The sequence below is a fragment of the Campylobacter sp. CFSAN093233 genome (assembly GCF_011068165.1).
Lineage (GTDB): Bacteria > Campylobacterota > Campylobacteria > Campylobacterales > Campylobacteraceae > Campylobacter_D > Campylobacter_D jejuni.
The window spans coordinates 18,986-39,935 of record NZ_JAAMWY010000006.1; the positions used below are offsets into that span (position 1 = coordinate 18,986).

Here is a 20,950-nt window from a genome sequence, read left to right on the forward strand (position 1 = left end):
GTAGGCCATGATGATCTCTGATGCAACTATAATGCAACAAAATTATTATTTAAATAATGCACAAAAAGCTAGCGATAAAGCTTTAGAAAATATTGCAGCTGTTCGCGCAATAAGTGGAGTTGATAGTGCTAATTTAGCTATTGCTGATTCTTTAAGATCTCAATCAAGCACTATAGATCAAGGTGTCGCAAATGCTTATGATGCTATAGGGGTTTTACAAATTGCAGATGCTAGCCTTACCAATATCTCTCAAAGCGCAGATAGACTTAATGAACTTTCAGTAAAAATGAACAATGCTGCACTTAATGATTCTCAAAAAGGAATGCTAAGAACAGAAGCAACACGCATACAAGAATCCATCAATGATTCTTTTAATAATGCAACTTATAATGGAAAAAATGTCTTTCAAACTATGAATTTTGTAGTAGGTAGCGGAACTGAAACTACAAATTTAAATCCATTAGCAACAGATGGATTAAGCATAGATAATCAAGATAGTATTACAAATTTTATGGATCAACTTGGAAGTTTAAGAAGTGAAATAGGCTCAGGTATCAATGCCATCACATCAAATATTAATGCAAGTGTTCAAAATAGCATCAACTCAAAAGCAGCTGAAAATAATTTACTAAATAATGACATGGCAAAAAATGTTAATGATTTTAATGCCAATTATCTAAAAGAAAATGCTGCTGCTTTTGTTGCTGCGCAATCCAACATGCAGCTTCAAAGCAAAATTGCTAATTTATTACAATAAAATAAGCCCTAAATAGGGCTTATTTTTTATCAAAATGACTTTAGAGCAAATTTTAGAAAAAACCAAAAACGTTCGTCTTGTAGCCGCAAGCAAGTATGTCGATGCAAGTATAATTGAAAAGCTTTTTGATCAAGGTATAGTAGAATTTGGAGAAAATCAAGTCCAAGCTCTAGCACAAAAAAAAGAAAATCTTGATGAAAAAAAACTAGACATAAAATGGCATTTTATAGGAACGCTACAAAGCAACAAAATCAATCTCTTAATCAAACAAAAACCTATATTATGGCACTCTTGTAATGGTATTAAAATAGCTAAAGCTATGGACAAAAGACTTGATTATAAATTAAATACTTTATTAGAAATCAATAGTGCAAATGAAAATAGCAAAAGCGGTCTAGATCCAAATCAAGCCGTAGAAGAATATTTACAAATACAAGAAGAATGCTCTAATTTAAATCTTTGTGGCGTAATGAGCATAGGATCACACAGCCAAGATAAAGAAAATATTATAAAAAGCTTTGAAACTACATTTAAAATTTATGAAATTCTTCAAAAACATGGGGCTAAGATTTGCTCTATGGGGATGAGTAATGATTTTGAAATTGCTATAAAATGCGGATCCAACTTGGTAAGACTCGGAAGCATTTTATTTAAAAATCTTAAGTAAAACAATCTTACTTAAGCATATTTATTAGAAATTTCCTCTACTATACTATCAGAGATAATAAAATCTGTATGATAAAGCAGGCAAGATCCCGCGCTAATAACTTTTAAAACAAGTTTTTTATTATTTTTTTCATTAGGATTATGTGCATTTCTAGCAATTTCATGAATTTCATAGATTAATTCTCTATTTAACCTTGTCAAATCTAGCTCTATGATATTTTTTTCAAATTCCTTAGGTTCTGCGGTAAAATGATTTTCTTCTTTATTTTTAAAATCTTTTTTTGTGCCAAATTTTTTTATAGCTTTAATCTCACCATCTTCAAGACTTTGCAAGTCTTTAATTGCTTTTAAAAAAAAGCTGGGCTTTTCCCCTCCTTCAGCTTTAAATCCCAATACAAAACCATAAGCATTATTTTTCAAATTTTCATCTTTAATGATATTTTCTATTTCTTCTACATTACTTTCAAATACAGTAGCATCAAACGAAGAATAATAATCCAAAATTTCAATTCTACCATAACGCTTATTATTTTTACTCATCATAGATTTAAAATCTTCAATTTTACCTATACTTAAAATTTCTCCATTGTTTTTTAAACCTTCAAACTCTAAACTTTTAACATAATCTATGGCATTAATTTGTTCATAAAATCGATCTAAAGGATGGCCTGAAACATAAATTCCTAAAATTTCTTTTTCATATCCCAATTTTTCCATCACTTCAAATTCTTCATTTTTGGGAGTAAAATTTACTTGAACACCTGAAGTTAACTCCTCTTCACCAAAAAGAGAACTTGCAGCATTTTTTCTTACTTCAGCCATTTTACGCGATGCTTCGCTAAGATTTTCCATATTATCAAACAAAGCTTTTCTAGTAAAACCAAACTCATCAAAAGCCCCTGCCTTAATAAGACTTTCTAATGTTCTACGGTTTATCTTGGTAGGATCTATCTTACCTAAGAAATCATTAATATCCTTAAATTCTCCATCTTGCCTTGCTTCAAGTAAATTTTCAACTGCAGGAATACCCACACTTTTTATAGCCCCAAGTCCGTATATAATAGCATCCTTGCCATCTTGCTCTAAAGCACTAAATTCACGGATCGCTTTGTTAATCGATGGAGGTAAAAGTTTAATATTCATTTTTTTCATCTCATCAATATAAACAGCAATTTTATCCACATTGTTTTCTTCGCTTGTTAAAAGCGCTGCCATAAATTCACTAGGATAATAAGTTTTTAAATAAGCTGTTTGAAAAGTAATCAACGCATAAGCCGCAGAGTGAGATTTATTAAAACCATATCCTGCAAATTTTACGATAAGCTCCCATAAATCCTCAGCTTTTGCTCTATCATATCCTTGTTTTTCTGCTCCATCTGCAAAATCAGTTTTAAGCTTTTTCATCTTCTCAGGATCTTTTTTACCCATAGCACGACGCACTACATCAGCACCTCCTAAAGAAAAGCCACCTATAATTTGAACAATTTGCATAACCTGTTCTTGATAAACAATAATCCCATAAGTAGGCTCTAAAACCTTTTCTAAACTGTCAAAAGGATATTCTATACTTTTTAAACCATGCTTTCTGTCGATAAAATCATCAAGCATTCCTGATTCCATAGGGCCTGGACGATAAAGCGCAAGAACCGCAATGATATCTTCAAAACGCTCTGGTTTTAAGCGTGCATTTAAGCTTTGCATACCGCCTGATTCGATTTGAAAAATTCCCAAAGTATTTCCACTTTGTATGGTTTTATAAACTTTGCTATCATTTACATCTATAGTTTCCCAAATAATGTCTTTATTGTAACGCTTTTTAATAAGCTTGATCGCATTATTGATTACTGTTAAGGTTTTAAGACCTAAAAAGTCAAATTTTATCAAATCTACATCTTCTAAATGATCTTTAGAATACTGCGTTACCAAATGTCTTTCATCATTTTTACTTTGTCTAAAAAGCGGAGTTTTCTTCCATAAACTTTCATTAGAAATTACAACACCTGCTGCGTGCATACCCGCATTGCGATTTAATCCTTCTAAAGCTCTTGCATACTCCCAAACTTCAGGACCTTTAGGATGACGATCAATAAATTCTTTGATTTTAGGTTCTTTTTCATAAGCAGCATCAAGAGTGATTTTAAGCTCTTCAGGCACAAGTTTAGCAAGCTCATCAGCATCTTGAATACTCATATCACAAACTCTAGCCACATCACGAATCACCCCTTTAGCCAAAAGTTTACCAAAGGTAATCACCTGTGCAACCTTATCCGCTCCATATTTATCAATCACATAGTCAATCACTTCAGCACGTCTGTCTTGACAAAAATCCACATCAATATCAGGCATGCTCACACGCTCAGGATTTAAAAAACGCTCAAAAAGTAGACTATAAGGAATAGGATCTAAATCCGTAATCCTTAAACAATAAGAAACCAAACTTCCTGCAGCTGATCCTCTTCCAGGGCCTACTGGAATACCTTTATCTTTAGCCACTTTAATAAAATCATGAACAATAAGCATATAACCTGAAAATTTCATATTTTTAATGATGTTAATTTCTACTTCAAGTCTTTGTTTGTATTCTTCATGCTTGCTTTCATCGATAAATTTTAATCTCTCTTCAAGTCCCTTTTTACAAAGTTCTTCAAAAACTATGTCATCATTATCAAAGCTAAATTCTTTTGTTTCTTCAGGTAAGATAATATTATGATCTTTAGCATATTCTCTTGTAAATTTAAAATTCGGTGGAGTGGGATTGCCAAGATTAAGCTCTAAATTACATTTTTGCGCGATTTCTTGTGTATTTTCTATAGCTTCTGGAATATCTGCAAAAAGCTCACTCATTTGCTCAGGGCTTTTAACATAAAATTCATGCACACTATGACGCATTCTATCAGGGTCATTAAGTTTTTTTCCCATAGCTATACACATAAAAACCTCATGGGCAGCCGCTCTTTCTTTAAAAGTATAATGCGTATCATTTGTAGCAATAATTTTTATATTTAATTCTTTAGAAAGTCTGATAATATCATCATCTATCATTCTTTGATCACCTATACCATGACGCATGATTTCAAAATAAAAATCATCTTTAAAAACTTTTTTATACCATAATGCTGCTTCTTTTGCTGCTTCATAGCCTTTTGCACCAAAACGCACATTTCTTTCACTATAAGTATTTAAGTGCCAATTTACTTCACCTTGCAAGCAAGCAGAAGAACAAATAAGACCTTCACTATAATCTTCCAAAAGCTTTTTATTGATACGCGGATAATAATACAAACCTTTAATATAACTTTGAGAACTTAAATACATTAAATTTTGATATCCGATCTCATTTTTTGCATACAAACAAAGGTGAAAACGCTGACGAGAACTTTTATCATCTAATTCATCATGATTATGTAAATACGCTTCCATACCAATGATAGGTTTTAAACCTTGTGCTTTCATTGTTTGATAAAAATCAATTGCCCCAAACATATTTCCATGATCTGTCATAGCAACACTTGTAGCACCCTGCTCTTTTAAAGTCAAAGCTAATTCTTTAAGTTTATTGGCTCCATCAAGCAAAGAATATTCTGTATGTAAATGCAAGTGTGTAAATTGACTCATTTTCTTCCTTTAATTTTTTAAGGCTTATTTTAATTTTGATAAAAATTATAAATTTTTCTCGCTGAATTTGAAAGAAATTAGCCCTAAATTTCAACTTAAATTTGACAAAAAGGCAAAAATTCAGCCAAAATAAACTATAATAAAGTCTAAGATTTTAATCTTAATAAAAAGAACTTTTCAAAGGATGAAATGATGAAAGTAAAAATTGCTTATTGCAATCTTTGAAATTATCGCCCACAAGCTGCAAGGATTGCAGAGGAACTACAAAGCGATTTCAAAGATGTTGAAGTAGAATTTGAAATTGGCGGCAGAGGTGATTTTATCGTTGAAGTAGACGGAAAAGTTATCTTCTCTAAAACACAACTTATTAATTGCGAAAGTGAAAGATTTCCATATCAAAATGAAATTAATCAATTAATAAAAAATAGAGTGTAATCAAACACTCTATCATAACATTTTCTCATATTCCTTACCAATATATATGTTTTGCTCATACTCGATAATAGGACGCTTAATACAACTTGGATTTTCTAATACAATTTTTTCAAGTTCTTTTTCATTTAAATTTTTAACTTTTTCTTTGTTTAAGCCAAGTTTTTTAGAAGTTAATCCAGCAGTATTGATAAGTTCTTCAAAAGATTTTTGTTTTAACCATGTGTATAAAATATCTTGATTAATCTTTTTAATATCCATAAAATCAAACACAATACCTTTTTGTGTTAAAGCATCTATAGCTTTCTTTACAGAATTGCAATTTTTAATACCATAAAATTTCATTTTCTAGCCTTTTTTACCAAATCTGCGATTAAAAAAGCAAGTTCTAATGCTTGATCCGCATTAAGTCTTGGATCGCATTGAGTCTCATAACGATCTTCCAAGCTTTGAGCAGTAACATTGCTTGCACCACCTGTGCATTCTGTTACATCTTTCCCAGTCATTTCAAGATGCACTCCACCTGGATAAACCCCTTCGCTTATTGCAATCTCAAAAAAAGATCTCACTTCTTGCATAATTTTATCAAACTCACGTGTTTTAAAATTGCCTGCTTTTACCGTATTTCCATGCATAGGATCTATGCTATATACTAAATTTAAACCTTCACTTTTAAGTTTAGAGAAAATTTTTGGCAAATTATTGATAATTTTATCTGCACCCATGCGGATAATAATATTTAATCTTCCTTCTTCATTATTTGGATTTAAAACATTTGCTAAAGCTATGATATCATCAGCACTTGCACTAGGTCCTATTTTAACCCCTAAAGGATTTTTTACTCCACTTAAAAAATGCACATGAGCTTCATCAAGCGCCCTTGTTCTTTCACCTATCCAAAGCATGTGAGCTGAACAATCGTAAATTTCTCCACTTAAACTATCCACTCTAGTTAAAGCTTCTTCATAAGGCAAAAGTAAAGCTTCATGTGAAGTATAAACACTAACTTCTCTTAGACTTGGAGTATTACTTGTATTAATTCCACAAGCTTCCATAAAAGCTAAAGCTTGTGAAATTTTTTCACTGATATCAGTATATTGCTTATGGAGTTCACTCTTTTTTAAAAAGCCCAAATTCCAACGATGTACTTCATGTAAATCTGCTAAACCACCCTTAGCAAATCCACGCAACAAATTTAGCGTTGTTGCGCTTTGATAATAAGCTTCAAGCATTCTATGTGGATCAGGAATGCGTGCTTGTTCACTAAATTCAAAACCATTAATAATATCACCACGATAACTAGGAAGACTTATACCATCTAACTCTTCAAAATCACTACTTCTTGGCTTGGCAAACTGCCCTGCAATACGACCAATTTTTATAACAGGACATCCACCAGCAAATGTAAGTACTATAGCCATTTGAAGTAAAATTTTAAACATATCACGGATATTTACAGCGCCAAAATTTTCAAAACTTTCAGCGCAATCTCCACCTTGAAGTAAAAAAGCTTCTTTTTTACAAACTCTTGCTAAAGACTTTTGAAGATTTCTCACTTCTCCAGCAAAAACCAAAGGAGGAAGTTTCTCAAGTCTTGCTAAAACTCTATTCATTTCCTCTTGATCTGGATAGATAGGTTGCTGTTTTATAGGATAGTTTTTCCAAGAATTCTTAGCCCACATGGTTTTTTCTTTCGTTTTATTTATCAGCTTCCTCTATAAGTTGAATAACCAAAAGGAGAAAGGGTTATTGGAACATGATAATGTTTCTGATCTTTAGAAAGCTCAAAACTTACCTCTACAAAAGGATAAAAAGTATTTATTTTGTGTGATGTGTAATAGTCTTTTGTAAAAAATTTAAGCTTATAAATTCCAAAAGCCCTATTTTCAGCTTTTTCATATGGTAATAAATCTCCTATTCTACCATTTTCTTCGGTAAATTCTTCACTTACTTTTTTCCACTGTTGATTTGCTTCCAACTTATAAAGCTCAACTTTTACTTTAGGAGCAGGTTGTCCAGAAGTAATATCCAAGACATGAGTACTTAATTGATATTCAGTAGCACTCAAAAACATTGGCACGCTTGCTAGTATTAATAAAGTTTTTTTAATAGAAAACATTTTCTCTCCTTGTATAATATTTACAAGAAATATTATACAAGAGTATTATTAATAATTAAAATCAAATAAATAATAATTATAAATTAATTATAATTATTTAATTGTTAGACTTATAATAGAAAATAATTATAAATTATTTTTTAAGCTCTTTAATACGCGCTGCTTTACCACGTCTATCTCTTAAGTAGAATAATCTTGCACGGCGTACACGACCACGACGCAAAACAGTAATACTTTCTAAACTTTCACTATAAATAGGGAAAATTCTCTCAACGCCAACATTATTAGCGCCAATTTTACGCACGATAAAAGTTTCACTTACGCCATTACCTCTTCTAGCAATACAAATACCCTCAAAATTTTGGATTCTTGTTTTATCCCCTTCTTTAATGCGAATTGCAAGCTTTAAAGTATCACCAGCACGAAAATCTGGAACATTTTTACCTTCAATTTGTTTTGCTTCAAATTGTTCTATATATTTATTTTTCATAAAAAATCCCTTATTTTTTGCGTTCATGCTCTAAAAATAAATCTGGACGAAAAAATTTCGTTTTGCAAGACGCCAAAGTAGTTTTTAAACTTGCAATTCTAGCGTGATTACCCTTTAAAAACTCTGAAGGAGTATAAAATTTTTTATTTTTTTTCTCAAAAATAAAAGGTTTTGAAAAAGCAGGCGCTTCGAGTAAATTATTTTCAAAGCTTTCTTCTTTCAAGCTTTCCATATTTCCTAAAACCCCGTTAACATTTCTTAAAATCGCATCACACATCACAAGCGCAGGTAATTCTCCTCCTGTTAAAATAAAATCCCCTATACTAAAAATTTCATTCGCAAAAATTTCAAGCACTCTTTCATCTATACCTTCATAGCGCCCACATACAAAAACTATATGTTCTTTTTTACTTAAGCGTTTGGCGTCTTTTTGATTAAAGGTTTTACCACTTGGATTTAAAAAAATAAAATAGGGATTTTCTTTTTTTTCTTGAATACTTTTTAGCACCTCATACATAGGTTCAGCTTGCATCAAAAGTCCAGCTCCACCACCTATTTTATAATCATCGACTTTATGATAGGAATTTTTAGAAAAATCTCTTGGATTATAAAAATTAAGTTTGAAAAGTTTTTTTTCTTTTGCTCTTGCAAGTATAGAATCTTGAAAGTAAAATTCCATAAGATTAGGGAACAAAGAAACGAAGCTAAATTTCATGAATTTTCTAAAATTAAAAAAGCATCTTGCGTGCAAAAAATCTGTCGTTTTTCTATATCTATATTTTTAACAAATTTATCTAAATATGGAATAAAAAATATTTTAGGATATTTTTTTTCAACCCATTTTTCATCACTTTGAATTTCAAATAAATAAGAAGCTCCAGTTTCCAAGATATCAACCACTTTACCTAATCTCTTATCTTCTTCAAAAACTTCACACTCTAAAATATCAAAATAAAAAAACTCATCTTTTTTTAATTTACAAGTTTGTCTACTTTTCTCGATACTCTGAAAAAGAATAAGATTAGTTAATTCTTTGGCCTTTTCTATATCTTCATAATTTTCAAATAAAACAGTAGAATTGCTTGTATTATAATGCTTAATCTTTAACATTTCTTTAGTGTTTTTTATAAAAAAAGTAGCATCTTTTTTAAATTGAGAAGAAAAGTCGCTCAGGTTATGCAATTTTACATAACCCTTAAGACCCACAGTTTTACCAAGTTTTGCAACTTGAACAAAATCTTTTTCACTCAAGTGCTTTTACCGTTACTCTATAAGAACTTGCATCCTTGCTCTTATAAGCAGAGATTGCAGTTTTTATAGCATTGATCATTTTTCCATTTTTACCTATAAGCTTACCTGTATCAACCTTATGTGCAAAAAGAACAATCTCAAAAAAATTTTCACTTAATTCAATTTTTTGAGTATCAATCTGTTCAGGATAATCTGCAATTAATTTTGCGTATTCTCTAAGAAAATTCTCTACCATGATTATTTGCTAGTGATAGAAGCAACTTTATCGCTAAGTTTTGCACCAACGCTTTTCCAATAAGCTAAACGCTCTGCATCAACTTTAATTACTTCAGGTTCTACCATAGGATTATAATACCCAATACTTTCTATCCAACCACCATCACGACGTTTTCTACTGTCCGTAACTACAATACGATAAAATGGTCTTTTGGTTCTACCCATTCTTGTAAGTCTAATAACTGTCATTTATACTCCTTAAAAAATTAAAAATTTTATTTATAGATACTATAAAAAGTATTTATAAATAAAATTTAAAATTGTCTTCTAGCTTGACTCATCATTTGTGTCAAACTCTCCATTCCTTTTTTACCTGAAAATCTTTTTGCAAGTTTTGCTGCATTGCTAAATTGTTTTAAAAAACGATTGACTTCTACCTGAGAAAGACCTGCTCCCTCTGCTATACGACGCTTTCTAGCATTATTTAATAAATCAGGATTTTCTCTTTCTTTTGGAGTCATTGAAGAAATCATTGCTTTAATGTGTATAATTTCTTTAGAATTATCCAAATCTATATCTTTTACCGCATTTGCCATTCCACCAAGTCCTGGTATCATACCGATTAAAGACTTCATACTTCCTAATTTTTTAATACTTTCCATTTGGTTAAGAAAATCATTAAAATTAAATTCCCCTTTTTTGATTTTTTGATTGAGTTTTTTAGCTTCTTTTTCATCAATCACTGCAGCAGTTTTTTCAGCTAAAGTAGCCAAATCACCCTCGCCCATAATGCGACTTACTATACGATCTGGTATAAAAACTTCTAAATCTGCTACTTTTTCACCTACACCAATAAATCTTAAAGGAATACCGATTTGTTTTGCTATACCCAAGGCTACTCCACCTTTAGTATCTGCATCAAATTTTGATAAAATTACCCCGCTGATATTCAAAGCTTCATTAAAACTAGCCGCAGTCTTAACCCCATCTTGACCACTCATTGCATCAGCAACATAGAAAATCTCATCAGGATTTAAAACATCCTTAACTGCTTTTAATTCATTCATCAAAGCCTCATCTATAGCCAAACGTCCAGCAGTATCTACAAGCAAAACATCCACCATGGAACTTTCAGCCTTTTTTAAAGCCTCTTTAGCAACTCTAATAGGATCTTTTTCATTTTCTATAAAGAAAAGTTCAATTTCATTAGCTTCACAAAGTTGTCTTAGTTGCTCCACTGCCGCTAAACGCTGCAAATCACAAGCTGCAACTAAAACTTTTTTATTGCGTAATTTTAAATAATTTGCGAGTTTGATAGTGCTTGTAGTCTTACCGCCTCCTTGCAAACCTGCCATTAGAACTACTGTTGGGGGTTTAGAAGTAAAAACAAAACCTTGATTCTTACCATTGACACTTAAAATATTTTCTAAATTTATTTTAATGGCATTTAAAAATTGTTTTTGACCTATTCCGTTTTGCTTTGCATCTTCTTCTATCAAAGTTAAAAGCTCTTTAGTTACCTTATGGTGAACATCTGCTTTTAAAAGAGCTTTTTTTAAGGTTTCTAAAGCGTTCTTAAGTGCTTTTTCATCATCAACAAAACGTAATTTATTAATCGCTGATTTAAAAGATTCGCTGACTAACTCAAACACTTTATCACCTTTCTATAAAATTTTTAAATTAAACCTTGCATTATACAAAATTTTTTCTTAAATGGCTTTAAAAATCTAAATTTTTTATATCAAAGCCAAATTTTGCAAAACCACTATCTAAATTAGCCCTAAAATGATAATTAAAAATTTTAATTTCATAGCTATGCAAATACATTCTATCGCTTGAAATTTTAGCATATTTTTCATCACCTACAACGCCATGTTTTATAAATTTAGCATGCACTCTGATTTGATGAGTTCTACCTGTTTGAATAACTATTTTTGCTAAGGTTTTTTTTGACTGCATCATGATAGGAGTAATGATACTTAAGGCACTTAAACCATCTTTTGAAACTTTACTTAACGCCCCGCCTTTTACTTTTATAGTAAAAATAGGTTCATTCACTTCAACCTCTTCAGCCAAAACCCCATCTAAAACCGCAATATAACTTTTATAAACCCTGTGTTTTTTAAATTCTTCTATACAAAGCTTTCTAAAATCTTCATCTTTACAAAGCAAAATCACACCACTTGTTTCTTTGTCTAAACGATTTAAAAGCTTGGCATTAAATTTTTTCTCTAAATCTTCACTCACATAAGCATAAGGTTTATTAATAGCAATAATCTTATCATCTTCAAAAATAATTTGAGGATTTTTAGCTTTTATCACATTAAATCTTGCCTCATCGCTCATCAAAGCTCTAGCAACCACAACTTTTTTTCCATGTGAAAAAACACAACCCTTATCAATCAAATCTTTAGCTTCACGATTTGAAATTTTTTCTTGCAAAGCTAAGAGTTTATAAGCTTTTTCTTGCATCAATTCCCTTTTGTATAGTTTGTATGATAAGATCTAAATTTTCTTTTTTGGAAATTTTAGCTTTTAAATTTAAATAATGAATTTTATCATTTAAATCTTTTAATTTTTCACAAAAATATACATTTTCCACTTCTTCAAACAAAACCTTTTGATTGTGAATAAATTTCCCGCTAATTAATACATTATCAAAATATGCCGCTTCTATAGGATTGTGTCCTCCTATGCCTTCTATGAAAGAACCTCCAAGCACAACAACATCAGAAATTGCATAAAAATTTACAAGCTCCCCTAAAGCATCTAAAAGCAAAATTTTTTTAGAAAATTTCTTATTTTCATCTTTTAAAGAACTAAATTTTTCAAATTCTAAATCTTTGTTTAAAAGCAAATTTTCAACTTCTTTAAAACGTTCAGGGTGTCGTGGGGCGATAATGAGTTTTTCATTTTCTTCTAGTTTAAAATAATCAAGCAAAAGCTCTTCTTCATCCTTATGAGTACTGGCAAAAATGATAAGTTTTTCCTTAGGTTTGGTATAAATTTTATTATTTTTAATTTCTAAATTTGCCTTAATATTTTTAAAAATTTTAACATTTTTAGCTCCCAAACTTTCAAGTCTTGCTTTATCTAAATCGCTTTGAGCAAAAACTTCATCAATATAAGAAAAAATTTTTTTATAAAAAAAAGAAAATCTTTGATAAGAATGATAAGACTTATCAGATATTCTCGCATTAAGCAAAATAATCTTAGCCTTATAAATACGTGCCATAAAAACAAGCATAAACCAATATTCTGCTTCAAAAATTACCAAAACCTTACAAGGCTTAAGCCAAAAAGGCAAAAAATTTTCAAAAGCAAGATAATTTACCTTTTTACAAAATTCTTTTGCACATTCAAAACCTGTTTGAGTAATAGTAGTTATTCTTGAATCAAATTTCAAAACCAAAGTTTTAATACTTCTTACCTCCCCGTAAGAACAAGCATGAAAATGTACATCAGCTTTTTCTTGATGTAAATTTTTATAAAGAAAAAATCGGGATTTTAAACTAGTTTTGTATTTGGATTTTAAAAAAGAAAGCAAAAGAATAAAGACAGCACAAAATAAAAATGCCGTCCAAGTTAAAAAATAATAAAAAAAGATCAATTTTGTTCTTCTTGCTCTTTATAAAGAATTCTTCCACAATGAGGACAAGTTACAATCTCTTCGCCTTTTACAACAGATAGATAGGTCTTATCGTAAATTTTCATAAAACATCCATAGCATGCTTGTTTCTTAACGGGTACTACAGCAGTATTTTTCGCCCATTTGCGAATTTTCTCATAAAAACTTAGAACTTTTTGATTCATCTCGCCCACAAGTTTGGTTTTTTTATCATAAACACTCATTCTATCTTTTTCAAGAACTTCCATTTCAGATTTAATACTTACTCTAATCTCATTAATATTTTGCTCTTGTTTGATTTTTTCTTCTTCGAGTTCTTTTTTATAAGTTTCTTTATTCTCTAAAATTTTATCCAGTCTTACAATCTCATCATTTGCAGCGTCTAATTGCTCTTTTGCAATATCTTCTTCAATTTTTAAAGCATTAGCTTCTTTTTCTGTTTTTACTACACCACTTTTTTTAGAAAGCTCTTTAATTTTTGCCGAGAACTCGGAAATATGAGCATTATTTTGCACTTTTTGATTTTCTATATCTTTGATTTCTTCATCGATTTTTTCTAAATCTGTGTTGATTTTTCCTATTTTTAACTCAGCATCTTTTAAAGTCTTATTAATACTGTCTATTTTTGGTTCATAACTATCAATTTCTTGATCTATTTTTGATAAAAGCACTAATTGTTCGAGATATTTATTCATTTATTTTCCTTAAAAATATTGAAATGGATTTTTTGAAACTGTTATTATAACTTGTAGCGGCAAATTTTTCAAGTCTTTTGCTAAACATTGAGAAAAATATCTCTCACTTTCAAAATGACCTAAATCAATAAGACTGATTTGATTACTAAGCGCCTCTAAAGCTTGATGATATTTAAAATCTCCACTTAAAAAACAATCCGCATCTACTTTAGAAATTAAATCCCCACCACTTCCAGTACATATAGCAATACACTTAATGTCTTTTTTACCACAATCACTTACACGTAAAATTTGCAAATTTAACTTTTTTTTCACCCAGTCACACAAAGCTTCAAAAGACATAGAATTTTCTACATAAATTAAAAATTCGTCTTTAAAAGAAATTTTAAAACCTAAAATTTCTTCCGTAAAATAAGTATTTAAATGACTTAAATCGTAATTTGTATGCATACTGATTAAAGAAATATTTTTACAAATCATTTCTTTAATAAAAGCTCTAGGATAAGTCTTGTCATATAAATCTTTTAAACCTTTAAATATCAAAGGATGGTGTGTGATAATTAAAGAATTTTCACTCGCTTCTTTAATGATATTTTCATCAATATCTAAGCTTAAATAAACAGTTGAAATTTCGTTATCCCTATCTCCAAGCAAAATTCCACTATTATCCCATGATTCTTGGATATTAAAGGGACTTAATTGATCTAAAAAATTATAAATTTCACTCAGCTTCATTTAAATTTTTCTTATAAATTTCAGCACAATTTTTTGAAAGTTCACGAATTTTTAACATATAATCTTGTCTTTGTGCTACAGAAATTGATCCTCTTGCATCTAAAAGATTAAAAGTATGTGCAGCAAGCATACAATAATCATAAGCAGGTAAAGCTAATCCTTGTTCTAAAACATTTTTACATTCTTTGTAAGAGTTTTCAAACTGCTCATTTAAGATTTTAACATCACTTATTTCAAAATTGTATTTACTAAATTCATATTCACTTTGCTTATGCACATCTGCGTATTTAATTTTTTCTCCATTAAATTCACTCCAAACTATATCATAAACATTATCAACATTTTGAAGATACATGGCTATTCTTTCAAGACCATAGGTAATTTCAGCACTTACTAAATCTACCGCTATACCACCAACTTGCTGAAAATAAGTAAATTGAGTGACTTCCATACCATCAAGCCATACTTCCCAGCCTAAACCCCAAGCACCCAAACTTGGACTCTCCCAATTATCTTCAACAAAACGAATATCATGACTTTTTAAATCAAAACCTAAATTTTCAAGACTTTTAAGATATAATTCTTGGATATTATCAGGACTAGGTTTAATTAAAACTTGAAATTGATAATAAGCACCTAAGCGATTAGGATTTTCACCATAACGTCCATCAGTAGGCCTTCTACTTGGAGCCACATAAGCAGCTGCCCAAGGTTTTTTTCCTAAACTTCTTAAAAAAGTTGCTGGATGAAAGGTTCCTGCACCTGCTGGCATATCATAAGGTTGCATAATCGCACAACCTTGCTCTTGCCAATAATTTTGTAAATTAAGTATCATTTGTGAAAAAGTCATTGTATCTCTCTTTATTGTTCCATATTTTCAATAGGTTTTTCTAATTTTTTATTCATTTCCAAATCAGGCTCTGTCTTAGCTCCAAAAATTTCTGCAGTTTTACTCCACATTAATTTATATTTACGCTTGAGAAATTCTATCTCTTCACGCGCATGTTTTAGCTCATTGTTTAAGGTTTCTATAGTTTTTCTATCTTCATCATAAAGTTCTTGCATAGAATAAAGAGCATCTTTTAAAAATTTATTCTCATTTTTTAATGCTTTAAGTGTTTCATCTTTAGCATCTAAAACTTTTTCATGTAAATTTAAAATAGTTCCTATTGTTTTTTCAACAAAACTTTCCCCTGCTAAAGTCATTGAATTTACCATTGCAGTTTGAGATTTTGCAGAACCAGGTACTACACTAAAAGTACCTTGATGAGCTTCGATGTAAATTTTACCCTCTTCTTCTTTAAAATTTAAAGCCCCATTAGCCATCATACCTTTAACCACATCTTCATTTAAATGCACAAGTTTACAAAATTCTTCAAGTTCAAGATAGGTTTGCATTTTTATCCCTTATAATAAAACTTCTACTTCTTTTGAATCAGATACAAGTTTTTTTTCTTTTTCAAGACGATCTTCTTTAAGCTTTTGTGCTAAATCAACATCATAAATAGCTAAAATTTGCATAGCCAAATAAGCAGCATTGATTGCTCCAGCCTTACCAATAGCTAAAGTTCCTACAGGAATTCCACTAGGCATTTGCACCGTAGAAAACAAAGAATCCATACTTGCAAGATTGCTTCCTGACATAGGCACTCCCAAAACAGGTTTTGTTGTATAAGCTGCAACAGCTCCAGCTAAATGCGCTGCCATTCCAGCTGCTGCTATAAAAACTTTCACACCTTTTTCTTCAGCATTTGCAATATACTCTTTTGTTCTTTTTGGACTACGATGAGCTGATGAGATAATAAGTTCATACTTTACCCCAAAACTTTCTAAAGTTTTAGCAGCCTCTTTCATAGTCTCATAATCACTCTTGCTTCCCATTAAAATAGAAACAAAATTCATCTATATTTCCTTTCTTAAAAAACTTAATGCACTGATTTTATTTGGTAATTGGATTTCATGTTCATTGCCGCTATGAATTTCGCTAAATTCTTTATTGTTTTTAGCAATGAGTTTTTTAAACTCTATAAAATATTTATCCTCTTTTTGATAAATTTTACCTAGTTCATTATCGCAAGTTTGAATCACATCGCCTAAAGGGGCTAAAATTTCATAAGGCGTGTTTAAAACGATTTTCCCTTTACATTTAAAAAAGCTTCCATCTTCGCTTATAGCATGCACTTGATGAGAACCTTCTTCTATGCTTGTATTATGATTTTGCGTGTCGGTTTTTTCTAAAGGACGCGAAACAAGATAACCATCTGTAAAACCACGATTTTTAAGTGTAGTAATCTCTTTTTCATACTTACTTGACTCAAATTTACTCTCTAAAGCATCTTGTATGGCCATTTTATAAGTCCTTGTTGTAAGCGCAACATAATATTCGCTTTTAGTACGCCCTTCTATTTTAAAAGCACTGATACAATTTTCTTGCATGATTTTTTCTATATAAGAACAAAGATTTAAATCCTTAGAATTAAACACATGAGTACCATTTTCATCTTCTTCTAAGCGAAATAAAGTGCCATTTTCTGGATTTTTAGCATAAAGCTCATAATTAAATCTACAGTCATTTGCACAAGATCCACGATTGCTCATTCTTCCACTTTGCACAGAGCTTATTAAACAACGCCCTGAATAAGCAAAACACATAGAACCATGCACAAAAGCTTCAAGTTCAATATCACAATTTTCCTTTAAAGCTTTAGCGTCTTTAAGCCCTAATTCTCTGGCAATTACAACCCTTTTAGCACCCATATCCTTATAAACTTGAGCATCTAAATAATTTAAAATATTTGCCTGAGTAGAAACATGTAAAGAAATTTCAGGTGCAAGTTCTTTAACAAGACGCATAGCTCCAACAGAAGCTACAATAAAAGCATCAGGTTTCATCTCACGCAATTTTAAAATATGTCTTTTTAAACCTTCAATTTGGGAGCTTAAATGAAAACCATTTAAAGTAACATAAATTTTCTTACCACACTTATGGGTATATTTAATAGCTTCTTCAAAACTTTCATAATTAAATTCTCTTGCAGTGCGTGATCTTAAAGAAAAATTATTCACACCCGCATAAACCGCATCTGCGCCATAAGCTAAAGCAATTTTTAATTTTGTGAAATTTCCTGCAGGAGCTACTATTTCAGGAATGATCATTTTTGCCCTAAACTTGCAATTAAAGCTTCTATATCATCATTACTTACAACATCAGCAGTACTATCACCTTCAATATGCACTGCAGAACTTACACGTTTTTTATCATCAATTTTACCTTCAAATAAGGAACTCATATAACGGCTTAAAGCACGCATTACATTAATAACACGTTCGATTTTTTGACGATGTATATCTTGATACTGCATTGCATCCATTGCCATCATCACTTCATCTTGTCCGCTTTGAAGATTTCCGACAATCTCCTTAGAACTTTTTTTAGCTTGATTGTTTAATTCTAAAGCTTCACTGAAACTTTCCACATTAGGAAATTTTTCACTAAGTTTAGAAAAAATATCAATATTTTTTTCTATTGCTTTATTTATCTCTTTGAGTAAACTTTCAGAATCCGCAAAAAAATTATTAATACTTTCAAGCTTATCCATCATTTCCGTTGCTTTAAGCTCGCTATCTTTTGTAACATCATCTAACTGATGTACAACTTTATGCTCCTGATTTGGTGGGGGTGGTGGCCATACCACGCTAGGATTAGGTTTGTAATCAGCTATTTTGACATCTTCTAACATCAAAGCATCTTCTTCGGTATTCGATTCTTCGGTTTTTACCTCTGCTTCTGTCTCTGAATCAAGATCAACATCACCATTCATCAAAGCATCAAGCTCTTCTTGAGTCATTTTTTTCCCTTTTTTAAATCTAGATTTTCAATAATTGCTCAAAATTATAATCAATTTTATCTAAAACAAAAATATAAATTTTTATTTTTTAATCTTTTTAAATTAAATTTTTAAATTTATTAAAAAAAATATATTAATTAAATCTTAATTAAAAATTTTATGATATAATTTTATAAATTTAATTACATAAAGGAGTAAAAATATGGGAAAATTTGTTAATAATATAGATGATTTTTTCAAATTTTGCAAACAAAATGAAGTGCTTTTTGTTGATTTTCGTTTTACAGATATGATAGGAACTTGGCATCATATTACCTATAATCTTCATGCAATCAATGAAGAAACATTTCAAACTGGCATTCCATTTGATGGAAGCTCAATTCATGGATGGCAACCTATAGAAAAATCAGATATGATTTTAAAACCTGATGCTCAAAGTGCTTTTTTAGATCCTTTTACGGCTGATCCTACTATCATAGTATTTTGTGATGTGTATGATATTTACAAAGGACAAATGTATGAAAAATGTCCAAGAAGCATAGCAAAAAAAGCAATGGAACACCTTAAAAATAGTGGCATAGCTGATACTGCTTACTTTGGACCAGAAAATGAATTCTTTGTTTTTGATAGTGTAAAAATAGTTGATACTACTCATTGTTCTAAGTATGAAGTTGATACCGAAGAAGGAGAGTGGAATGATGATAGAGAATTTACCGATAGCTACAATACTGGACACAGGCCAAGAAACAAAGGTGGATATTTTCCAGTTCAGCCAATTGATTCTTTAGTAGATATTCGTTCTGAAATGGTTCAAACCCTTGAAAAAGTAGGTCTTAAAACTTTTGTTCATCATCATGAAGTTGCACAAGGACAAGCTGAAATAGGAGTAAATTTTGGCACGCTTGTAGAAGCAGCTGACAATGTTCAAATTTATAAATATGTTGTAAAAATGGTAGCTCATTTAAATGGCAAAACTGCCACTTTTATGCCAAAACCTTTATACGGAGATAATGGCAATGGTATGCATGTTCATATGAGCTTATGGAAAAATGGAGTAAATTTATTTTACGATAAAGATGGATACAGTGGACTTAGTCAAACTGCTATAAATTATATAGGTGGAATTTTAAAAAATGCTAGAAGTGTTGCAGCTTTTACAAATCCAAGTTCCAACTCTTACAAAAGAATAGTTCCTGGCTTTGAAGCTCCTTGTATTTTAACTTATTCTTGTCAAAACAGATCAGCAAGTTGTCGCGTTCCTTATGGCATAGGCAAAAATTCAGCTCGTATAGAAATTCGCTTCCCTGATAGCACTGCTAATCCTTATTTAGCTTTTGTTAGTCTTTTAATGGCAGGTCTTGATGGAATCAAAAATAAAACCATTCCTGTGGGTCCTATGGATGAAAATTTATTTGATCTTACTTTGGATGAAATACGTGAAAAAGGGATAGAGCAATTACCACATACTCTAAGAGGAAGTTTAGAAGCTTTAATCCGACATAATTCTTATTTAAAACCTGTAATGAGCGATATTTTTATCGATGACTATCAGCATTTAAAATTTGAAACACAAGTTTGGCCAGTAGAAGCTCGTCCAACTGCTTATGAATTTAAAACTTGCTACTCTTGCTAAAAATTTAATGGCGTTTAACACGCCATTAAACAAAAAAGAATTAAAAATTATTTATTTTATATCAACTATCGCTTAAGCTGATTTACAATTCCTAGCATATCATCACTTGTTGTAATGGCCTTAGAACCCGCTTCATAAGCTCTTTGTCCTGTGATAAGATCTGTCATTTCTTCAACAAGCTGAACATTACTAAGTTCTATAAATCCATGTCTTATTGTTCCAAGCCCATCTTGTCCTGCTATACCCGCAACAGGTGCACCACTTGCTCCTGTTTCGAGATAAAGATTATCACCCATAGAATGAAGACCCGCTGGATTTATAAACTGAACTAGCTCCACTTGGCCAATTTGAGTTTCTTGTTGCTCCCCTGGTAGCATTACAGAAACGGTTCCATCTGTAGCAACATTAATTGCTGTTGCGCCTTCAGGTATTGTCATTTCAGGTAAAAGTCTATAGCCATCTGAATTTACAATATTACCTTCATTATCTTTTGTAAATTGCCCATTTCTAGTATATCCTATAGTGCCATCAGGAAGTTGTATTTGAAAAAACCCATTACCTGCAATAGCCATATCAAGACCATCAGTACTTGTTGATTTTAAATTTCCTTCAGTAAAAACTTTAGTTACCGCTGTTGGACGAACACCCACACCCACTTCTATACCCGAAGGAGAAAGAGTAGTAGCTGAAGTTGAAGTTCCTGCATACTTCATAACTTGATACATAAGATCAGCAAATTCTGCACGACTTTTCTTAAAACCTGCTGTATTAACATTGGCGATGTTATTTGAAGTAACATCAATTTGTGTTTGCTGCGCTACCATTCCTGTAGCAGCAGTATGAAGTGATCTCATCATCTTGAATC

The 20,950-nt window shown here is 30.9% G+C and carries 24 protein-coding genes; 4 read left to right on the forward strand and 20 right to left on the reverse strand.

What is annotated here, in order from left to right; genetic code table 11:
* The first annotated feature begins 7 nt into the window (after positions 1–7).
* Positions 8–757, forward strand: coding sequence for a flagellin C (gene flaC, locus FBF15_RS04580; RefSeq protein WP_002860035.1), 750 nt, complete (start codon positions 8–10; stop codon positions 755–757).
* Between the two features lie 34 nt (positions 758–791).
* Positions 792–1,424, forward strand: a complete 633-nt coding sequence (locus tag FBF15_RS04585) for a YggS family pyridoxal phosphate-dependent enzyme (RefSeq protein ID WP_002852054.1) — start codon at positions 792–794, stop codon at positions 1,422–1,424.
* A gap of 11 nt (positions 1,425–1,435) precedes the next feature.
* Here FBF15_RS04585 and dnaE read toward each other — a convergent pair whose 3' ends face one another.
* Positions 1,436–5,038 carry a DNA polymerase III subunit alpha gene (dnaE, locus tag FBF15_RS04590; protein ID WP_038816931.1) on the reverse strand — a complete coding sequence of 1,201 codons (3,603 nt, stop codon included), beginning with the start codon at positions 5,036–5,038 and terminating at the stop codon, positions 1,436–1,438.
* Between the two features lie 192 nt (positions 5,039–5,230).
* Between dnaE and FBF15_RS09865 the strand changes: the two genes are divergently transcribed.
* On the forward strand, positions 5,231–5,473 hold the full coding sequence (locus FBF15_RS09865) for a SelT/SelW/SelH family (seleno)protein (protein WP_257225505.1): 243 nt from the start codon (positions 5,231–5,233) through the stop codon (positions 5,471–5,473).
* Positions 5,474–5,485: 12 nt separating this feature from the next.
* Here the strand turns inward: FBF15_RS09865 and FBF15_RS04600 are convergent, their stop codons facing one another.
* From FBF15_RS04600 to FBF15_RS04685, 18 genes are all read right to left on the reverse strand, one after another.
* Positions 5,486–5,815: an ArsC/Spx/MgsR family protein gene (locus FBF15_RS04600; protein ID WP_002859623.1), complete on the reverse strand. Its 330-nt coding sequence runs from the start codon at positions 5,813–5,815 to the stop codon at positions 5,486–5,488.
* Entirely contained in the window at positions 5,812–7,152 is a 1,341-nt protein-coding gene (locus FBF15_RS04605) for a 3-deoxy-7-phosphoheptulonate synthase class II (RefSeq protein ID WP_002867848.1), read from the reverse strand. The genes FBF15_RS04600 and FBF15_RS04605 overlap by 4 nt, the downstream gene beginning before the upstream one ends.
* Positions 7,153–7,175: 23 nt before the next feature.
* Positions 7,176–7,589 carry a hydroxyisourate hydrolase gene (uraH, locus tag FBF15_RS04610; protein ID WP_002852246.1) on the reverse strand — a complete coding sequence of 138 codons (414 nt, stop codon included), beginning with the start codon at positions 7,587–7,589 and terminating at the stop codon, positions 7,176–7,178.
* Positions 7,590–7,722: 133 nt separating this feature from the next.
* On the reverse strand, positions 7,723–8,079 hold the full coding sequence (gene rplS, locus FBF15_RS04615; RefSeq protein WP_002852307.1) for a 50S ribosomal protein L19: 357 nt from the start codon (positions 8,077–8,079) through the stop codon (positions 7,723–7,725).
* Positions 8,080–8,089: 10 nt separating this feature from the next.
* On the reverse strand, positions 8,090–8,794 hold the full coding sequence (trmD, locus tag FBF15_RS04620; RefSeq protein WP_038816932.1) for a tRNA (guanosine(37)-N1)-methyltransferase TrmD: 705 nt from the start codon (positions 8,792–8,794) through the stop codon (positions 8,090–8,092).
* Entirely contained in the window at positions 8,791–9,330 is a 540-nt protein-coding gene (rimM, locus tag FBF15_RS04625) for a ribosome maturation factor RimM (protein ID WP_002868041.1), read from the reverse strand. The genes trmD and rimM overlap by 4 nt, the downstream gene beginning before the upstream one ends.
* A complete protein-coding gene (locus FBF15_RS04630; protein ID WP_038816933.1) occupies positions 9,323–9,565 on the reverse strand; it encodes a KH domain-containing protein in 243 nt (80 codons plus the stop codon). Before FBF15_RS04630 ends, rimM begins: the two co-directional genes overlap by 8 nt.
* Positions 9,566–9,567: 2 nt before the next feature.
* Positions 9,568–9,795, reverse strand: coding sequence for a 30S ribosomal protein S16 (rpsP, locus tag FBF15_RS04635; RefSeq protein ID WP_002852274.1), 228 nt, complete (start codon positions 9,793–9,795; stop codon positions 9,568–9,570).
* Positions 9,796–9,860: 65 nt separating this feature from the next.
* On the reverse strand, positions 9,861–11,198 hold the full coding sequence (gene ffh, locus FBF15_RS04640) for a signal recognition particle protein (RefSeq protein WP_052803882.1): 1,338 nt from the start codon (positions 11,196–11,198) through the stop codon (positions 9,861–9,863).
* 67 nt (positions 11,199–11,265) lie between these two features.
* Positions 11,266–12,018, reverse strand: coding sequence for an RluA family pseudouridine synthase (locus FBF15_RS04645; protein WP_052803883.1), 753 nt, complete (start codon positions 12,016–12,018; stop codon positions 11,266–11,268).
* Positions 11,999–13,156 carry a lipid IV(A) 3-deoxy-D-manno-octulosonic acid transferase gene (gene waaA, locus FBF15_RS04650; protein ID WP_165434586.1) on the reverse strand — a complete coding sequence of 386 codons (1,158 nt, stop codon included), beginning with the start codon at positions 13,154–13,156 and terminating at the stop codon, positions 11,999–12,001. Before waaA ends, FBF15_RS04645 begins: the two co-directional genes overlap by 20 nt.
* Positions 13,153–13,869 (reverse strand): zinc ribbon domain-containing protein, encoded by a 717-nt coding sequence (locus FBF15_RS04655; protein WP_052775198.1) that lies wholly within the window; start codon positions 13,867–13,869, stop codon positions 13,153–13,155. Before FBF15_RS04655 ends, waaA begins: the two co-directional genes overlap by 4 nt.
* Before the next feature lie 9 nt (positions 13,870–13,878).
* The gene (locus FBF15_RS04660; RefSeq protein ID WP_052803885.1) at positions 13,879–14,604 is read right to left on the reverse strand and encodes a Nif3-like dinuclear metal center hexameric protein; all 726 of its coding nucleotides are present in this window, start codon (positions 14,602–14,604) and stop codon (positions 13,879–13,881) included.
* Positions 14,591–15,454 carry a glycine--tRNA ligase subunit alpha gene (gene glyQ / locus FBF15_RS04665; protein WP_052803886.1) on the reverse strand — a complete coding sequence of 288 codons (864 nt, stop codon included), beginning with the start codon at positions 15,452–15,454 and terminating at the stop codon, positions 14,591–14,593. Before glyQ ends, FBF15_RS04660 begins: the two co-directional genes overlap by 14 nt.
* An 11-nt stretch (positions 15,455–15,465) precedes the next feature.
* Positions 15,466–16,002, reverse strand: a complete 537-nt coding sequence (locus tag FBF15_RS04670; protein ID WP_165434587.1) for a DUF3972 domain-containing protein — start codon at positions 16,000–16,002, stop codon at positions 15,466–15,468.
* Between the two features lie 9 nt (positions 16,003–16,011).
* Complete coding sequence (gene purE / locus FBF15_RS04675; RefSeq protein ID WP_002852194.1) at positions 16,012–16,506, reverse strand: 5-(carboxyamino)imidazole ribonucleotide mutase; 495 nt, start codon at positions 16,504–16,506, stop codon at positions 16,012–16,014.
* Positions 16,507–17,760, reverse strand: coding sequence for a peptidase U32 family protein (locus tag FBF15_RS04680; RefSeq protein ID WP_002867857.1), 1,254 nt, complete (start codon positions 17,758–17,760; stop codon positions 16,507–16,509).
* Positions 17,757–18,452: a hypothetical protein gene (locus FBF15_RS04685; RefSeq protein ID WP_002867858.1), complete on the reverse strand. Its 696-nt coding sequence runs from the start codon at positions 18,450–18,452 to the stop codon at positions 17,757–17,759. Before FBF15_RS04685 ends, FBF15_RS04680 begins: the two co-directional genes overlap by 4 nt.
* Positions 18,453–18,654: 202 nt before the next feature.
* Between FBF15_RS04685 and glnA the strand changes: the two genes are divergently transcribed.
* A complete protein-coding gene (gene glnA, locus FBF15_RS04690; protein WP_002874880.1) occupies positions 18,655–20,085 on the forward strand; it encodes a type I glutamate--ammonia ligase in 1,431 nt (476 codons plus the stop codon).
* A 65-nt stretch (positions 20,086–20,150) separates the two neighbouring features.
* Here glnA and flgG read toward each other — a convergent pair whose 3' ends face one another.
* Positions 20,151–20,942, reverse strand: a complete 792-nt coding sequence (flgG, locus tag FBF15_RS04695) for a flagellar basal-body rod protein FlgG (RefSeq protein WP_002852142.1) — start codon at positions 20,940–20,942, stop codon at positions 20,151–20,153.
* Positions 20,943–20,950 lie beyond the last annotated feature (8 nt).

Excerpts from the sequence above, each read along its gene's own strand:
- FBF15_RS04645 (WP_052803883.1), bottom strand. The coding sequence starts at position 12,018 with ATGCAAGAAAAAGCTTATAAACTCTTAGCTTTGCAAGAAAAAATTTCA.
- dnaE (WP_038816931.1), bottom strand. The coding sequence starts at position 5,038 with ATGAGTCAATTTACACACTTGCATTTACATACAGAATATTCTTTGCTT.
- glnA (WP_002874880.1), top strand. The coding sequence starts at position 18,655 with ATGGGAAAATTTGTTAATAATATAGATGATTTTTTCAAATTTTGCAAA.
- FBF15_RS04630 (WP_038816933.1), bottom strand. The coding sequence starts at position 9,565 with ATGGTAGAGAATTTTCTTAGAGAATACGCAAAATTAATTGCAGATTAT.
- flaC (WP_002860035.1), top strand. The coding sequence starts at position 8 with ATGATGATCTCTGATGCAACTATAATGCAACAAAATTATTATTTAAAT.
- FBF15_RS04655 (WP_052775198.1), bottom strand. The coding sequence starts at position 13,869 with ATGAATAAATATCTCGAACAATTAGTGCTTTTATCAAAAATAGATCAA.
- rpsP (WP_002852274.1), bottom strand. The coding sequence starts at position 9,795 with ATGACAGTTATTAGACTTACAAGAATGGGTAGAACCAAAAGACCATTT.
- FBF15_RS04605 (WP_002867848.1), bottom strand. The coding sequence starts at position 7,152 with ATGTGGGCTAAGAATTCTTGGAAAAACTATCCTATAAAACAGCAACCT.
- uraH (WP_002852246.1), bottom strand. The coding sequence starts at position 7,589 with ATGTTTTCTATTAAAAAAACTTTATTAATACTAGCAAGCGTGCCAATG.
- rplS (WP_002852307.1), bottom strand. The coding sequence starts at position 8,079 with ATGAAAAATAAATATATAGAACAATTTGAAGCAAAACAAATTGAAGGT.
- FBF15_RS04660 (WP_052803885.1), bottom strand. The coding sequence starts at position 14,604 with ATGAAGCTGAGTGAAATTTATAATTTTTTAGATCAATTAAGTCCCTTT.
- FBF15_RS04680 (WP_002867857.1), bottom strand. The coding sequence starts at position 17,760 with ATGATCATTCCTGAAATAGTAGCTCCTGCAGGAAATTTCACAAAATTA.
- glyQ (WP_052803886.1), bottom strand. The coding sequence starts at position 15,454 with ATGACTTTTTCACAAATGATACTTAATTTACAAAATTATTGGCAAGAG.
- purE (WP_002852194.1), bottom strand. The coding sequence starts at position 16,506 with ATGAATTTTGTTTCTATTTTAATGGGAAGCAAGAGTGATTATGAGACT.
- FBF15_RS04585 (WP_002852054.1), top strand. The coding sequence starts at position 792 with ATGACTTTAGAGCAAATTTTAGAAAAAACCAAAAACGTTCGTCTTGTA.
- trmD (WP_038816932.1), bottom strand. The coding sequence starts at position 8,794 with ATGAAATTTAGCTTCGTTTCTTTGTTCCCTAATCTTATGGAATTTTAC.
- FBF15_RS04600 (WP_002859623.1), bottom strand. The coding sequence starts at position 5,815 with ATGAAATTTTATGGTATTAAAAATTGCAATTCTGTAAAGAAAGCTATA.
- flgG (WP_002852142.1), bottom strand. The coding sequence starts at position 20,942 with ATGATGAGATCACTTCATACTGCTGCTACAGGAATGGTAGCGCAGCAA.
- FBF15_RS04670 (WP_165434587.1), bottom strand. The coding sequence starts at position 16,002 with ATGCAAACCTATCTTGAACTTGAAGAATTTTGTAAACTTGTGCATTTA.
- FBF15_RS04685 (WP_002867858.1), bottom strand. The coding sequence starts at position 18,452 with ATGACTCAAGAAGAGCTTGATGCTTTGATGAATGGTGATGTTGATCTT.